The following is a 15,219-nucleotide window of genomic DNA, read 5'->3' as shown; positions in this document are numbered from 1 at the left end:
CGTAACCGGAAGCAGTGACTTCCGGTTGGTGAATTCGTGCCCCTCTCAGCACAGCAGGCCGCCACTCCCCCACCGGGGAGCTGCGACCTGCTCGACGTGCCGTTGGCCGGCGGCTTGCTCGCACTGGCCCGGATGGACCTGCGTGGCCGGCCGACCGGCGCCGTCTGGACGCTGCGCGAGCGCCTGCTGCTGCCACTCCCGCACGGAACGGCCGAGGAGCTGCCGGGGCTGCTCCACTGGCTCGGCTGGGGGCACCTGCACGGCGTCCTGCGGGCCACCTCCGCCGAGGCCGCCACCGGGGCGCTGCGGCTGCGGCCGGGCGGGACGCCCTCACCCGAACCGGTGGGGCGCCTGCTCGACACCTGCGCGGACGCCTGCGCCCGGCTTCAGCTGCAACTCAGCCGTGGGCCTTCTCGTAGGCTTCCTTGATGTTGCTGGGCACGCGGCCGCGCTCGTTGACCTCGTAGCCCTGCTCCTTGGCCCAGGCCCGCATCTTGGCGGTGTCCGGGTTGCCCCCGACCGGCCGGGGCGCGGCGACGGCACGGCCGCGGCCACGGCCGCCGGCGGAGCGGCCGCTCTGCTTGCGGCCCTTGTCGGCGTAGGGGGCCAGCAGCTCGCGCAGCTTGCCCGCGTTCGCGGTGGTGAGGTCGATCTCGTAGGCAACCCCGTCGAGAGCGAACGTCACCGTCTCGTCCGCCTCGCCGCCTTCGAGATCGTCGACAAGAAGGACCTGGACCTTCTGCGCCACGGGTGTCCCTTTCCTCAAAAGCCCGGATTACTCGTAGGAAAGCAAACCGTCTTTCCGCGAAAAATTCAACCGGCCTTGGAGAACTCATCTCCCGCGGTCGGTCTCACAGATGCAGGAGCATCCGGGTGTTGCCGAGGGTGTTCGGCTTGACGCGTTCCAGATCCAGGAACTCGGCGACGCCTTCGTCGTAGCTGCGCAACAGCTCGTCGTACACGCCCGCGTCCACCGGAGTGGAGGCGATCTCCTGGAAGCCGTGTTTGCCGAAGAAGTCGACTTCGAACGTCAGGCAGAAAATACGACGCACACCGATCCAGCGCGCGGTGTCCACCAGCTTGCGCAGCAGCAGGTGGCCGATGCCGGTGCCGCGGCAGGAACGGTCCACCGCCAGGGTGCGCACCTCGGCCAGGTCCTCCCACATCACGTGGAGCGCGCCGCACGCCACGACCTCGGCGTTGTCGTCGCGTTCCGCGACCCAGAACTCCTGGAGCGACTCGAACAGGGTGACCGTCGGCTTGTTCAGCAGGATCCGTTCGCGGGCGTACCCGTCCACCAGGCGTCGGATCGAAGGCACATCGGCGGTCCGCGCACGGCGGATGGTGACCTGCATGCGCAGACGCTACCGTGCCTCCCCTTCGCCCTGCGCATCGATATCGGCGGGGAAGATGGAAGGCGCGAAGATACGAAGGGCGTCGCCGAGTGCCTCCTGCTGCTCCGGCGACATCATGCCGAAGAAGTGGACCAGCGCCGCCGCCGGGTTGTCACTGGTCTCCCACGCGTCGTTCATCAACGCCGCGGTATACGCCTCGCGGGTGGAGACCGGCGCATATCGATAGGCGCGGCCTTCCTGTTCCCTGCGGAGCCAGCCCTTCTGGAACAGCTTGTCCATCACGGTCATCACCGTGGTGTATGCGATCTCACGTTCCTGCTGGAGATCCTCCAGCACCTCGCGAACGGTCACGAGCCGGTTCCACTGCCAGAGCCGGGTCATGAGCTCGTTCTCGAGTTCACCGAGTGGGCGCACCATGACAAGGCAAATATCACTTTTGCCCGAATTAATCCACAACAGAAGGGGGTGTGGGGGCAAACCCCACACCCCGCTTCTGTTCGCGCTACTCCTGCGAGGCCGTGATCGCCTCGGCGGCCACGTCCTCCTTGGCCGCGTTCGCACCACCCTGGTTGCGGAACAGGGTGCGGATCATGAAGCCGAAGGCGATCGCCATCACCACGGGCGGAGTCAGAGCCTCGATGTACTGCATGGGGTCGACTCTACTCGGGCTTCACGAGGGGGAAGAGGAGGGTGTCCCGGATCGACTTGTTGGTCAGCAGCATGACCAGTCGGTCCACGCCCAGGCCCATGCCGCCGGTGGGCGGCATGCCGTACTCCAGGGCCCGCAGGAAGTCCTCGTCCACCTGCATGGCCTCGACGTCGCCGCCGGCCGCCAGCAGGGACTGCTGGGTCAGCCGCTCGCGCTGGTCGACCGGGTCGATCAGCTCGGAGTAGGCGGTGGCGACCTCCTTGCCGAAGATCACCAGGTCCCACTTCTCGGCCACGCCGTCGATCGAGCGGTGCTTGCGGGTCAGCGGGGAGACCTCGGTCGGGTAGTCCCGGATGAAGGTCGGCCGCACCGCGTTGTGCTCCAGCAGGCGCTCGACGAACTCCAGGATCAGCTGGCCGTGGCCCCACTTCTTCTCGTAGGGCACGCCGTGCTCGTCGGCGAGCTTGCGCAGCTCGTCCACGGAGGTCTCCGGGGTGACCTCGACGCCGAGGTGGGCGCTGATGCCCGGGTAGACGCTGACCTGCTCCCACGGCTCGGCCAGGTCGATCTCGACCTCCTCGCCGTGCTGGTCCAGGCCCTTGATCACGGTGGTGCCCAGCGCGTCCTTGGCCGCGTTGAGGATCAGGTCGCGGGTCAGCTCGGCCTGGGTGTCGTAGTCGCCGTAGGCCTCGTAGGACTCGATCGCGGTGAACTCCGGGTTGTGGGTCGCGTCGGCGCCCTCGTTGCGGAAGTTCCGGTTGATCTCGAAGACCTTCTCCACGCCGCCGACCATGAGCCGCTTGAGGTAGAGCTCGGTGGCGATGCGCAGGTACAGCGTCATGTCGTACGCGTTGATGTGCGTGGTGAACGGACGCGCGTTGGCGCCGCCGTGGATCGGCTGCAGCATCGGCGTCTCGACCTCGAGGAAGCCACGGCGCTCGAAGGTGTCGCGCAGCGAGCGCAGCACGCGGACGCGCAGCTGCATCATCTCGCGGGCCTCGGGGTTCATGATCAGGTCCACGTAGCGCTGGCGCACCCGGGCCTCGGGGTCGGCCAGACCCTTGTGCTTCTCCGGCAGCGGGCGCAGGCACTTGGCGGTGAGCTCCCAGCGGTCGACCATGATCGACAGCTCGCCGCGGCGGGAGGTGATCACCTCGCCCTCGACGCCCACGTGGTCGCCGAGGTCGATGTCGGCCTTCCACTGCGCCAGGCGCTCCTCGCCGAGCTTGTCGAGCGAGAGCATCACCTGGAGGTCGCCGGTGCCGTCGCGCAGCGTGGCGAAGCAGAGCTTGCCGCCGGTGCGGTTCAGCATCACGCGGCCGGTCACCCCGGCGCGCTCGCCGGTGGCGGTGTCCGGCTCCAGGCCCGGGTAGGCCGCCCGCAGGTCGGCCAGGGTGCTGGTGCGCGGGAACCCGACCGGGTACGGGTCGACGCCGGCGGCCCTGAGCCGCTCCAGCTTCTCGCGCCGCACGCGCATCTGCTCGGGAAGGTCGTCGGCGCCTGCTGCGGCCGGGGCTGCGGGGGTCTGCTGATCGCTCACGCCACCAGGGTATCGATCGCACGGCAGTGCCCCGCCACTCGATAAACCTGCACGGGTGGCGGGGCACGGGATGACGCGCGGTGGTGATCAGTTCAGCCGGATCGACGCACTGTCGTTCCTGGTGTCCGTGTCGTACCAGGCGCTGTACGGGTTCTGGCCGGGCCGCGCGTACTGCTGGTAACGCACCCGGACGCTACCGGTGGCACCCGCGATCACCTGGTCCACGCGCAGGGTCAGCGTGAAGGTCGACGTGGTGCCGCTGCCTTGTCCGAACGCGCTGCCGGCGCAGAAGTACCCCTCCTGGGGCTTCGCCGGGTCGAACAGCGAGCATGTCGCGGAGGTGGCGACCACGGTCGTGCCGGGCGGCGGGGTGATCATCAACCCCGGTCCCCCGTTCCCACCGCTCCAGAGGTCGGCCGGGCCGTGGTTGGCCAGCGTGAGCTTGGCGGTGACCTGCTGCCCGGCGGTGGCCTTCGCCGAGAAGCCGGTGGTCCCGAAGTCGGCGGTGTTCTTCGCCGTCACGCCCGCGATGAAGTCGTGGTCGTAGGTGTCGGCGAGCTGAGCGGTGCCGTAGGGCGCGGACGTGGCGCGTCCGGGCTTGAGCACCTTGAGGCCCAGCACGGCGCCCTTCCCCTGGGTCCACACGTAGCCGCTGCCGGGCGCGGTGATCCAGCTCCACGCCTGGGTGTCACCCCAGGGCCCGACATCGCCCTGCGTCTGCTCGAACAGCGCACGCGAGGTGAACCGCAGACGCAGCGGCTGGGCCAGCGCCACCTGCTCGCCGACCCGCACGGCGCCGGGGAAGCTGCACAGCGCCACGTTCGCGACCCCTGCGCGGCTGTAGTGGCCGTAACGGCAGTTGGCGTAGTGCGTCGCGAAGCTCAGCCCGGGGGACGCGAAGAAGAGCGCCCGGGAGCCGTTGGCCGGACGGTCGCCCAGGTTGGTGAAACCGACCGGCACCGAGACCACCGAGCCGAGCGGGCGCGTGCCGAGGTTCGGAGCGATGGGCGCGAGCTTGAAATCCGGACCCCCGACGGTCACCCAACCGGTGCCGCCCACGATCGTCGCGGCGGACGAGTGACCGGTGATCCGGTAGCTGCCCGTCGCACCCGGCTTGGCGCCGGGAAGCGCGGAGACCACGATCTGGCTCGCCGCGCCGATGCCCTGCGGCACGCTGGTCGAGTCGCCCTGGAACCACTCCGGGCAGGTGGCGACCAGGCCGTGGGCGGTGCAGTTGCCCGAGAAGGCAACCTTGGCGACCTTGGCCAGGCCACGGGCGTCGATCGTCAGGGTGACGTCGGACGCGTCGACGTGCTTGGCGTTGGCGTACCAGGTCCAGTTCTCCTCGACGCTGCCCTTGGCCGGCAGCGCGAGCTCGTAGGGCGTCTGGAGCGTGACGACGGGCTTGGTGGTCGTCGTCGCGGCGTCGGCGGTGGCGCCGATGCCGATGGTGAGAGCCGCTGCGACCGCCGCGAGGGCGGTCGTGCGACGGAAGACGGTGGATCTCAAACGGGCCCCCTGGGTCGACGGGGCTCCTGGCTGTCGACACAGGAGCCGCACCGGGAGGCTAGGGCCGCATGAATCGCGCCAAAGGGCCACCACCGGACAGGGGACCCCAAACAGTCGGCGGATTCTTACCTGACTACTCACGGTGCGGGCGCCCCGGCTGCGGCGATCGCGACAGCCGGGGCGACCAGGGTCAGTTCAGGATCAGGGAGGCGGAGTTGTTCCTCGGGTTCGGGTACCAGGAGATCTTCGTGCTCGGCACCGGATCACCCCACACCAACCGCACCAGGCCGTGCGCGTGCGGCACCACGGTCGTCACGTGGAAGGTCACCGGGATGGTGAACCGGTCGCCCGGGCCCTCGGTCGCGACTCCCGGAGCTTGGGCACCGGGACGGGGGACGGCCTACGGGAAGGACGCAGACAGAAGGGCCGCCTCTGCGAAGCGGCCCTTCTGTTACCTCTGTTCCGTCACCCGTCGGGGGACCCGGTCAGGCGTGGCCGCCCTTGCGGCGACGGCGGGTCAGCAGGACGGCGCCCGCGCCCAGGACGATCGCGCCGGCGCCGGCCGCGGCCAGCGGCAGGGCGGAGGAGCCGCCGCCGGTGTGGGCGAGCCCACCGGTCGGGGAGGACGCGGAGGCGGACGGGGCCGGGGTGTGCGTCGCGGTGGGCGTCGCCGAGGCGGTGGCCTTGGTGGCCGTGACGGTGAACGCCGCGATGTTGTTGTCCGGGGTGTTGTCGTCGTCCTGCCCGACGGCGACGGCGAGGCCGGGCGCCTGCCGCAGGGCCTTGACGGGCTTCAGCGAGAAGGTGAAGTCCGCCTGCCCGCCCGGCTGCAGGGTCTGCCGCACCATGCACGCGTACGGGGTGCCGGCGTCCGCCGGCGGCAGGTCACCCGCTTCGGAGGGGACCGGGGCGTGTGCGCCGAGGCCGCCGTGGGCGACCAGCCCGCGCAGGTCGGCGGAGCTGCCGGGGGTGTCGGTGACCAGCTCGCAGTTCTTGGGCAGCGACACGACGGAGACGCCCTTGGGCATGATCACCAGGAGGCCGGCCGTGATGTTCGGCGCACCCACCAGGGGCCTGGTCGGCACCGAGCCCGCGTTGCGGACGCCGAAGGTGGCGGCGACGGTGTGGCCGACGGTGCCGGTGATCCGGTGCGGCGCGACGACGGCCAGGTCGTCCTGGGTCACCAGGTGCAGCTGGGTCACGCCGAGGTTGTTGTCGTAGTTGATGTCGACCTGGGTGCGCGCGAGCGGCGCCGGCTTGGCGGGCACCAGGGTGAGCGGCGCGCCCTTGCCGGGGCGGCCGCCGCCGAGCTGACCGTCCAGCAGGCCACCCTTGACGTCCCAGCCGCTCAGCAGCGCGTCACCCGGCTGGGCCTGGGAGCCGGGGGTCACCGTCACGGGGGTCGACGGCTGGTAGGCCTCCCCCGGCTTCACCACCGTGTCGAAGTGGCAGACCACGGCGGCCGCGCCACCGTAGAGGCAGTTGGAGTAGTCGCCGGCGATCGGGTAGCCGGTGGGGTCGGCGACGTCGAGGACGAGCACGACGCCCTTGGCGTCCTGGTCGCCCAGGTTCTGCACGGTCGGGTTCACCGTGGAGGCCTGACCCGTCTTCACGTCCAGCACGGCCGGCAGCGGGGCGATCGCCAGGTCCGGCCCGGATCCGACGGTGACGGCGGTGGTCAGCGGCGGGTTCTTCGGGTCGAGGGGGGCGTTGGTGGCCGTGACCCCGAAACGCACCGTCCCCTTGGCGCCCAGCGCCGCGCCGGACACCGAGCGCAGGCCGACCGAGAACTGGTCCATCCCGTCGACCTCGCCCACGGCGCAACGCTCGTGCAGCTTGGCGGCGTCGGTGTAGGCGCAGCCCTTGGGCAGCGACAGCTCCACGACCCCGGCGGCGCCGCTCGCGTCGACGGTGACGGTGACGCCCGCGAGCGCCTTGTCGGTCGCCATCACCACAAGGCCGACCTCGTGGTAGCGCTGTGCCGGGGTGCCGGAGCTCTGCGGCAGCAGCGTCGCCTCGGGCGAGGTGGCCAGCGCCTCGAACGGGACCGGTGCGGCCGCCTGCGCGGGCAGCGCGGTCAGGGTGCCGGTCAGGCCGGATATGAGGACGGCGGCAGCGACGGCGCCGAAGCGGACCGCCCCTCGTGCGCTGGCGAAGGCCATTCGGGGTTCCCGGTGAGAGTGAGGTGAGAGTCAAGCAAGATCCAAACACCTCGGGACGCCTTCAGGCCAGGCCGGTGGCCGAAACGTGATCTGCGCGTTCACTGGGAACGCGCAGATCAGGGGCACAACCGGACAATGTGTCAGTCCGGCGGACCGTCAGCCGGTGCCGGTGGCCAGCTCCTCCTCCTGGCCGCCCGGGCGGACTCCGCGCGGGAAGAGGTCACCCGGCGTCGGGATCGGCCGGACCGGACGCTCGTCCGCCTCCTCCGGCTTCGGCCGGCCCTGCGGGGAGCCGGGCTGGGCCGGGGTGGGGCGCTCGGTGCTGCTGGTCATGTCGCTCGTTCCTCCACGTCGGATGGGCAGGGGATACGACTCCGCACGGCCGTGCTCGACCGAGCCCGGCTCGCGCAGCCTGGTCGGGCGGTTCGCACGCGCGAAGTCCGCCACCTTCCCCCCGATCGACACGCTCGCGATCCGAGGCGGCCGCGGCACGTCCGGCTGCGAGGACGCCGCCGGCGGCGTGCGGGGCGCGGCCAGCGCCACCACCGGTGCCACCACCGGCGGCACGGCGGGCGGTGCGGCGGGCGGGGGCACGCTGGGCAGGCCCGTGGCGCCGGGCACCCCGGGAGCGTCCAGCCGTCGGCGCACACCCGCCTCGGCCAGCTCGGCGCAGCGCTTGCGCAACAGCGCCCGGCGGCGGTGCTCGGACTCGGCGCTCGGCAGCGCGTTCAGCGCCCGCAGCGCGGAGAGGTCCTCGGAGTCCGGCAGGTAACCGTCCGCGACGGCCTCCTCCAGCCGCGCGAGGTAGCCGGAGGCACTGCCCGGCAGGGCGGCCCGGTACCGGACCAGCTCAGCGAGCGCGAACGCCCGCATCCTGCCCCCCTCCAGCACCGCCTCCTCGATCGCCTCGGACAGCCGCAGCACGTCCTGGACGTCCTCGACCCACGCGGCCCTGGAGGCCGCGTTCGGTCTGGACTGGGTCCCGATCGGAGGATTGAGCACGTGGGCGAGGGCCCGTCGGAGGACCCGGAGCTCGTCCGCGCTGAAGGCCATCCCGCCGCGCGAACCGTGAGGCGTAGGCATAGGACGACTGTACGTAACGAAAAGGGAAAATCGGATGAACCCGCCGTATGTCGGCGGGTCTTCCGGAAAACTGACAGTCGTTCGGCTCAGTCTCCGTCAGGAGGCCGTGCCGGCCGTGTTGCGCTCGTAGACGAGCCGCAGCCCGATCAGGGTCAGCCACGGCTCGTGGACGTCGATGCTGGTCGCCTCGCCGAGCACCAGCGGGGCCAGCCCGCCCGTCGCGATGACCTGCACGTCGTCCGGGTTCTCGGCGAGCTCCGCCGCCATCCGGTTGACGATTCCGTCCACCTGCCCGGCGAAGCCGAACAGCACGCCGGACTGCATCGCCTCGACGGTGTTCTTGCCGATGACGCTGCGCGGTCTGGCCACCTCGATCTTGCGCAGCATCGCGCCGCGCACCCCGAGCGCCTCCACCGAGATCTCGATGCCCGGCGCGATCGCACCGCCCACGAAGTCGCCACGCTCGTTGATCGCGTCGAAGCTCGTCGCCGTGCCGAAGTCGACGACGATGCACGGGCCGCCGTAGAGGTGCTTGGCCGCGAGCGTGTTGACGATCCGGTCGGTGCCGACCTCCTTGGGGTTGTCGGTCAGCACGTGCACACCGGTCTTGACGCCCGGCTCGACCAGGACGGCCGGGACGTCACCGTAGTAACGCCGCGTCACCTCACGCAGCTCGTGCAGAACGGTCGGGACGGTGCAGCAGATCGCCAGACCGTCCACGCCCTCGTTCTTCAGCACCGGGTGCGCGCCCATCAGCCCCTGCATCAGCACCGCCAGCTCGTCGGCGGTCCGGCGCGGGTCGGTGGAGACGCGCCAGTGCTCGACGATCTCCTCGCCATCGAAGATGCCGAGGACCGTCTGGGTGTTGCCGACGTCGATCGTGAGCAGCATGGGCGCGCGCCTTCTTTGGGTGTCGCAGCGTGGACTCGTTGGGGAAGGGGGTGACTATCCGCGCAGGTCGAGGCCGATGTCAAGAATCGGCGAGGAGTGCGTCAGGGCACCGACGGCCAGGTAGTCGACGCCGGTCTCGCCCACCGTGCGGGCGTTCTCCAGGGTCAGCCCACCCGAGGACTCGAGCTTCGCCCGACCGGCCACCAGCGCGACGGCCTCGCGCAGCTCCTCGACGGTGAAGTTGTCCAGCAGGATCAGGTCCGCGCCGGCCTCCAGCACCGGCGGGATCTGCGCCAGGGTGTCCACCTCGACCTCGACGTCCAGGTCGGGGTAGGCGGCGCGGACGGCCTTGAACGCCTCGGCGACACCACCGGCGGCGACGACGTGGTTGTCCTTGACCAGGGCCGCGTCGGACAGCGCCATGCGGTGGTTGACACCGCCGCCGCAGCGCACCGCGTACTTCTGCAGCGCACGCAGGCCCGGGGTGGTCTTGCGGGTGTCCCGCACGACCGCCCCGGTACCGGCCAGGGCCTCGGCCCAGGCGGCGGTCGCGGTGGCGATGCCGGACAGGTGGCACAGCAGGTTGAGCGCGGAGCGCTCGGCCGTGAGCAGGTCGCGGGTCCGGGTGGTCACGCTGAGCAGGACCGTGCCCGGCTCGACGCGGGCGCCGTCCTCGACGTGCCGCTCGACGGAGAACTCCTCCTCGGCGACGAGCGAGATCACGGCCTCGGCGACCCGCAGGCCGGCGACGACGCCGCCCTGCCGCGCGACGAAGTCCGCGGTGGCGACCGCATCCTCCGGGACGGTCGCGACGGACGTCACGTCCTCCCCGCCGGCGAGGTCCTCGGCCAGGGCCAGGGTGGCGACGTCCTCCACCTCGACCGGGTCCAGCCCGGCGCTCTCCAGCAGCGCCGCGAGCTCCGGGTCGAGCCCGGACTCGTACTCGCCGCAGGCGCAGTCGTCGCCGCAGCCGTCTTCGATGAGGGGGAGGTCTTCGTGAGTGGACACTTCCACAATCCTTTCGTTGCACTACCTAGGGGCACGAGGAACTGCGCGAGCAACCACCGGTGCGGATGGCCCTGCTCGTTCGGCGAATCCGGTCCCAGGGTGGCTGGTCGCGCAGTTCCTCGCGCCCCTGGGTAGTGCAGCTACTCGACCTGCAAACGCCCTTCGGCGAGCGTCGTGGTCAGGTGCCTGCGCCAGTTCACGTCGTCCCGGTCCGGCGCGTCCTCGCGCCAGTGGCAGCCGCGCGTCTCCTCGCGGAGCAGCGCCGCAGCCGCCAGCGCCGAGGCGACCAGGTGGAGGTTGGTCGCCTCCCAGGTTTCCACCTGGGAGAACTCCGTCTTCTCCGGGTCCGTCGGCTCCGCGAGGGCGGCCAAGCCCTCCACGGCGGTGGACATGCTCTCCGCCGACCGCAACACGCCGACACCCCGCGTCATGACCCGTTGGATCTCGGCGCGGGACTCCGCCGCCAGCAGCGGGACCACCTCGACCGGGCGGGTGGTGTCCTCGTGGCGCGGAGCGAGCTTGCCGAGCCGGTCGCGCTCGATGATGTCCGCGGCGATCCGCTCCGCGAAGACCAGGCCCTCCAGCAGCGAGTTCGACGCCAGGCGGTTCGCGCCGTGGACGCCCGTGCAGGCGGCCTCGCCGCAGGCGTAGAGACCGGAGACGGAGGTGTGGCCGCGCAGGTCCGTGCGCACGCCGCCCGAGGCGTAGTGCGCGGCCGGGGCGACCGGGATCAGCTCGGTGACCGGGTCGATCCCGTGCGAGCGGCAGGAGGCGAGGATGGTCGGGAACCGCTCCTCCCACATCGCCGCGCCGAAGTGACGGCCGTCGAGGAACATGTGCTCCGCGCCGGTCTCGTGCATGCGCCGCGTGATGCCCTTGGCGACGATGTCGCGCGGGGCGAGCTCGGCGAGCTCGTGCTGGCCGACCATGAAGCGGACGCCGTCGGCGTCGACCAGGTACGCGCCCTCGCCGCGGACCGCCTCGGAGATCAGCGGCTGCTGACCCTCCACGTCCGGGCCGAGCCACAGCACCGTCGGGTGGAACTGCACGAACTCCAGGTCCGCGACCTCCGCGCCCGCCCGCAGCGCCAGCGCGACGCCGTCGCCCGTGGAGACGGGCGGGTTGGTGGTGGCGGAGAAGACCTGGCCCAGGCCGCCGGTGGCGAGCACGACGGCCCGCGCGTGGACGGCGCCGACGCCGTCGCGCTGGCCCTCGCCCATGACGTGCAGGGTCAGGCCCGCCGTGCGGCCCTCCGCGTCGGTCAGCAGGTCCAGCACCAGGGCGTGCTCGATCAGCTCGACACCCTCGTCGTCGCGCACGTCGCGGACGGCCGAGACCAGCGCACGCGATATCTCCGCGCCCGTGGCGTCGCCGCCGGCGTGGGCGATCCGGCGGCGGTGGTGGCCGCCCTCGCGGGTCAGCAGGATCTCGCCCTCGGCGTCGCGGTCGAACGCCGCGCCCGTCTCGATCAGGCGGCGCACCGCGCCCGGACCCTCGGTCACCAGCATCCGGACGGCGTCCTCGTCGCACAGGCCCGCGCCCGCGACCAGGGTGTCCTCCAGGTGCTGCTCGGGGGTGTCCCCCTCCCCCAGCGCGGCGGCGATGCCGCCCTGCGCCCAGCGGGTCGAGCCGTCGTCGAGCATCGCCTTGGTGACGACGAGCACCCGCAGACCCGCCGCGCGCACGCGCAGCGCCGTGGTCAGGCCCGCGATGCCCGAGCCGACGACGACCACGTCCGTGGTCGTGGTCCAGCCCGGGGCCGGGGCGGCGAGTCTGCGTACCGACGCCGATGTCATGAGTGACTCCGTACTGCGAGGGGGTTCGGCACGATCGCGTCGCCCCGCGTCAGGCCGCTGCCCTCTGGAGCAGCGGCGGCGTCCGCGCCGGTCTGGGTGATCCGGTTGTCGCGGTCGACGAAGACGATACGCGGCGTGAAGGCACGCGCCTCGGCGTCCTCCAGCTGACCGTAGGCGATGAGGATCACCAGGTCACCGGGGTGGACCAGCCGGGCCGCCGCGCCGTTGATGCCGATCACGCCACTGCCGCGCACACCGGCGATGGTGTAGGTCTCCAGACGCGCGCCGTTGTCGATGTCGACGATGTGGACCAGCTCGCCGGGCAGGATGTCGGCGGCGTCGAGCAGGTCCTCGTCCACGGTGACCGAGCCGACGTAGTGCAGGTCGGCCTGGGTGACGGTGGCGCGGTGGATCTTGGACTTCATCATCGTGCGGATCATGCGTGGTCACGTCTCCTGTGGGTGAAGTACATGCCGTGGGTGCTGACGGGCGTCAGAACCGGATGCGGACGTTGTCGATGAGCCGGGTGGCCCCCACCTTGGCGGCGACGGCCAGGACCGCCTCGCCGGTGAAGTCCTCCCGGTCGATCCCGGTGAAGTCGGACGGGTCGATCAGGCCGAGGTAGTCGAGGGCGATACCGCTCCCCGCCGCCTCGAGCACGGTCTGCGCCGCCTTCTTCACCGCCGACGGGGCCGCGCCCGCCGCACGGGCGTCACGCCCGGCGAAGAGCGCCCGGGAGAGCGCCAGCGCGCCCGCCCGGTCCCCGGTGGTCAGGAAGCGGTTGCGGCTGGACAGCGCCAGCCCGTCCGCCTCGCGGACGGTCGGCACACCCGCGATCTCCACCGGGAAGTTCAGGTCGGCGACCATGCGCCGGATCAGGGCCAGCTGCTGGCCGTCCTTCTCACCGAAGAAGGCCACGTCGGGCGCGGTGAGGTGGAGCAGCTTGGCGACGACGGTCAGCATCCCGTCGAAGTGGCCGGGGCGCGAGGCGCCCTCGTAGCCGGTGCCCATCGGCCCGGCGGACAGCCGCACCTGCGGCTCACCGCCCGGGTAGACCTCGTCCACGCCCGGCGCGAAGACCACGTCGGCGCCGGCCTCGGCGGCCAGCATCAGGTCGGCGTCCAGGGTGCGGGGGTAGCGGTCCAGGTCCTCGCCGGCGCCGAACTGGAGCGGGTTGACGAAGACGGTGACGACGACCGTGCCCTCGGCCCCGGCGCGCTCACGGGCGGTGCGGACCAGGGTGGCGTGGCCCTCGTGCAGAGCGCCCATCGTCATCACGACGGCGCGCAGGCCCGTCTTCGGCTGGGCCTCCAGCTCGCGCTTGGTGTGCACCAGGACGGTCATCGGTTGTTCTCCTCGGCGAGGGCGTCCAGCAGGGCCTCGGCGGCCTCGGGCTTGAGCGTTCCGTTGGCCAGCGCGCGGTCGGCGGTGGCCCGCGCCATGGCCCGGTAGGCCTCCAGCAGCTGCGGCGTGGTGCCGCGCAGCTGCTCGACGTGGGTGCGCACGGTGCCCGCGTCGCCGCGCGCGACGGGCCCGGTCAGGGCGAGGTCACCGGCGCGCAGGGTGTTGTCGAGCGCGGCGCCGAGCAGCGGGCCCAGCATCTGCCCCGGCTCGGCGACCCCCGCGCGCGACAGCAGTTCCATCGCCTGCGCGACGAGGGTGACCAGGTGGTTCGAGCCGTGCGCGAGAGCCGTGTGGTAGAGCGGGCGCCGCTCCTCGGGGATCCACTCGGGCTCGCCGCCCATCTCCACGACCAGCGCCTCCGCGACCGGTCGCAGCTCCTCGGGGGCGGTCACCCCGAAGGGGCAGCCGGCCAGGCGCGCGACGTCGACGGCGGTGCCGGTGAAGGTCATCGCGGGGTGCAGGGCGAGCGGCAGGGCGCCGGCGCGGGTGGCGGGCTCCAGCACGGAGATGCCCTTGGCGCCGGAGGTGTGCACGAGGATCTGGCCCGGCCGCACGGCGCCGGTCGCGGCGAGGCCGGCGACGAGGTCCTCCAGCGCGTCGTCCGGAACGGTCAGCAGGACCAGGTCGGCGGCGGCCATCACCTGCGGTGGGCTGACCAGTCGCACGCCCGGCAGCAGCGTGTTCGCGCGGCGCTGGGACGCGAGGGAGACGCCGGAGGCGGCGACGACCTTGTGGCCGGCGTACTGCAACGCCGCGCCGAGCGCGGGGCCGACGCGCCCCGTCCCGACGACGCCGACGGCGAGTCGCCCGGGCCGGTTGTCCGGTGCGGTGGGATCGGGGTCGCCGAAGGCGGGCAGCCCGAGGTCGTCCATGGTGCGGTTTCCGTTCCAGTCCTCAGGGGGTACCAGACGTTCCCGGCAAGTTTACGGCCCGGAGGCGAGCGTTCGCTGTGGCGTAGGGCACGGCAGTGCCACAGGGGCGCGAGCTGTACCGATTTGCGGCTCCGCCGCCTGGGCGCGACAGGCCCCCCACACAGGTAGACCCCCGAACGCGCAGGGCCGTCCGCACGTCAGTGGTTTCTCGCGCGGTTTCCCCGCGCCCCTCAGGAAGCCTCCTTCGGAGGCTCGTTGTAGGCGTCCGCCCAAGGTTGGGCGCTCATGGCGTGGATCGACTCCATGATCTCGTCCGTGATCGCGCGGCGGACCGGGCCCACCGGGGAGATCCCGATGCGGTCGGAGAAGTCCAGCGGCTTGCCGAACTGCACCGTGATCCGCCGGATCCGCGGCATCAGCTTGCCCACCGGCTGGATCCGCTCCGTGCCGGTCAGCGCCACCGGGACCACCGGCGCGCCGGAGGCCAGGGCGAGCCAGGCGACGCCCGTGCGGCCCTTGTACAGGCGGCCGTCGCGCGAGCGCGTCCCCTCCGGGTAGATGCCGAACGCCCCGCCCTCCTGGAGCACCGACAGGCCCGCGTCCAACGCGGCCTGGGCTGCGCGGTGGGTGCCGCGCTCGACCGGGATGGAGCCCATCGAGGAGAAGAAGACCTTGTTGGCCCGGCCCTTCACCCCCTCGCCGGTGAAGTACTCGGCCTTCGCCAGGAAGGCCACCGGACGCGGGGCGACCAGCGGGATGACCGCACTGTCGATCGCGGCGAGGTGGTTGCTGGCGATGATGACCGGCCCCGTCCGGGGGACGTTCTCGCGGCCGATGACGACCGGCCGGTAGACGGCCCGTGTCATGGGGGACAGCACCAGCTTGGCGAGCGCTTGGGACACGTCGTGCGTTCCTTACACGGAGGGAGGGACAGGCGCTGCGGATCGTAC

At 71.8% G+C, this 15,219-nt stretch carries 17 protein-coding genes; 1 reads left to right on the top strand and 16 read right to left on the bottom strand.

Annotated features, from left to right (window positions below):
* Nucleotides 1-36: 36 nt before the first annotated feature.
* Nucleotides 37-429 (top strand): hypothetical protein, encoded by a 393-nt coding sequence (locus ABH931_RS17680; RefSeq protein WP_370114271.1) that lies wholly within the window; start codon nt 37-39, stop codon nt 427-429.
* On the opposite strand, the gene ABH931_RS17675 is transcribed toward ABH931_RS17680, so the two are convergent.
* The 16 genes from ABH931_RS17675 to ABH931_RS17600 all read right to left on the bottom strand — a co-directional run bounded on the left by ABH931_RS17675 (nt 398) and on the right by ABH931_RS17600 (nt 15,171).
* A complete protein-coding gene (locus ABH931_RS17675; protein ID WP_370114269.1) occupies nt 398-748 on the bottom strand; it encodes an Lsr2 family protein in 351 nt (116 codons plus the stop codon). The genes ABH931_RS17680 and ABH931_RS17675 overlap by 32 nt on opposite strands.
* Nucleotides 749-851: 103 nt before the next feature.
* Complete coding sequence (locus ABH931_RS17670) at nt 852-1,355, bottom strand: amino-acid N-acetyltransferase (RefSeq protein WP_370114267.1); 504 nt, start codon at nt 1,353-1,355, stop codon at nt 852-854.
* Between the two features lie 9 nt (nt 1,356-1,364).
* Complete coding sequence (locus ABH931_RS17665) at nt 1,365-1,772, bottom strand: BlaI/MecI/CopY family transcriptional regulator (protein ID WP_370114265.1); 408 nt, start codon at nt 1,770-1,772, stop codon at nt 1,365-1,367.
* Nucleotides 1,773-1,857: 85 nt separating this feature from the next.
* Nucleotides 1,858-2,004 carry a hypothetical protein gene (locus tag ABH931_RS17660; RefSeq protein ID WP_370114263.1) on the bottom strand — a complete coding sequence of 49 codons (147 nt, stop codon included), beginning with the start codon at nt 2,002-2,004 and terminating at the stop codon, nt 1,858-1,860.
* A gap of 10 nt (nt 2,005-2,014) precedes the next feature.
* Nucleotides 2,015-3,544, bottom strand: a complete 1,530-nt coding sequence (gene lysX, locus ABH931_RS17655; RefSeq protein ID WP_370114261.1) for a bifunctional lysylphosphatidylglycerol synthetase/lysine--tRNA ligase LysX — start codon at nt 3,542-3,544, stop codon at nt 2,015-2,017.
* 87 nt (nt 3,545-3,631) lie between these two features.
* On the bottom strand, nt 3,632-5,053 hold the full coding sequence (locus tag ABH931_RS17650; RefSeq protein ID WP_370114259.1) for a hypothetical protein: 1,422 nt from the start codon (nt 5,051-5,053) through the stop codon (nt 3,632-3,634).
* Nucleotides 5,054-5,243: 190 nt separating this feature from the next.
* Entirely contained in the window at nt 5,244-5,381 is a 138-nt protein-coding gene (locus ABH931_RS17645) for a hypothetical protein (protein WP_370114257.1), read from the bottom strand.
* A 157-nt stretch (nt 5,382-5,538) separates the two neighbouring features.
* Nucleotides 5,539-7,215: an LPXTG cell wall anchor domain-containing protein gene (locus ABH931_RS17640; protein ID WP_370114255.1), complete on the bottom strand. Its 1,677-nt coding sequence runs from the start codon at nt 7,213-7,215 to the stop codon at nt 5,539-5,541.
* Nucleotides 7,216-7,371: 156 nt separating this feature from the next.
* Nucleotides 7,372-8,298, bottom strand: coding sequence for a hypothetical protein (locus tag ABH931_RS17635; RefSeq protein ID WP_370114253.1), 927 nt, complete (start codon nt 8,296-8,298; stop codon nt 7,372-7,374).
* A gap of 96 nt (nt 8,299-8,394) precedes the next feature.
* The gene (locus ABH931_RS17630; RefSeq protein ID WP_370114251.1) at nt 8,395-9,189 is read right to left on the bottom strand and encodes a type III pantothenate kinase; all 795 of its coding nucleotides are present in this window, start codon (nt 9,187-9,189) and stop codon (nt 8,395-8,397) included.
* 54 nt (nt 9,190-9,243) lie between these two features.
* Nucleotides 9,244-10,197, bottom strand: a complete 954-nt coding sequence (nadC, locus tag ABH931_RS17625; protein ID WP_370114249.1) for a carboxylating nicotinate-nucleotide diphosphorylase — start codon at nt 10,195-10,197, stop codon at nt 9,244-9,246.
* A 140-nt stretch (nt 10,198-10,337) separates the two neighbouring features.
* Nucleotides 10,338-11,993: an L-aspartate oxidase gene (locus ABH931_RS17620; RefSeq protein WP_370114247.1), complete on the bottom strand. Its 1,656-nt coding sequence runs from the start codon at nt 11,991-11,993 to the stop codon at nt 10,338-10,340.
* Nucleotides 11,990-12,433: an aspartate 1-decarboxylase gene (panD, locus tag ABH931_RS17615; RefSeq protein WP_370114245.1), complete on the bottom strand. Its 444-nt coding sequence runs from the start codon at nt 12,431-12,433 to the stop codon at nt 11,990-11,992. Before panD ends, ABH931_RS17620 begins: the two co-directional genes overlap by 4 nt.
* Nucleotides 12,434-12,485: 52 nt before the next feature.
* Nucleotides 12,486-13,337, bottom strand: coding sequence for a pantoate--beta-alanine ligase (gene panC / locus ABH931_RS17610; RefSeq protein WP_370114243.1), 852 nt, complete (start codon nt 13,335-13,337; stop codon nt 12,486-12,488).
* On the bottom strand, nt 13,334-14,269 hold the full coding sequence (locus ABH931_RS17605) for a Rossmann-like and DUF2520 domain-containing protein (protein ID WP_370114241.1): 936 nt from the start codon (nt 14,267-14,269) through the stop codon (nt 13,334-13,336). The genes panC and ABH931_RS17605 overlap by 4 nt, the downstream gene beginning before the upstream one ends.
* 230 nt (nt 14,270-14,499) lie before the next feature.
* Nucleotides 14,500-15,171 carry a lysophospholipid acyltransferase family protein gene (locus ABH931_RS17600; protein WP_370114239.1) on the bottom strand — a complete coding sequence of 224 codons (672 nt, stop codon included), beginning with the start codon at nt 15,169-15,171 and terminating at the stop codon, nt 14,500-14,502.
* Nucleotides 15,172-15,219 lie beyond the last annotated feature (48 nt).

This window comes from Streptacidiphilus sp. MAP12-33 (assembly GCF_041261265.1).
Classification (GTDB): domain Bacteria; phylum Actinomycetota; class Actinomycetes; order Streptomycetales; family Streptomycetaceae; genus Streptacidiphilus.
Note: the sequence above shows the minus strand (reverse complement) of the source record. Positions and strands in the feature narration are given on the sequence as shown.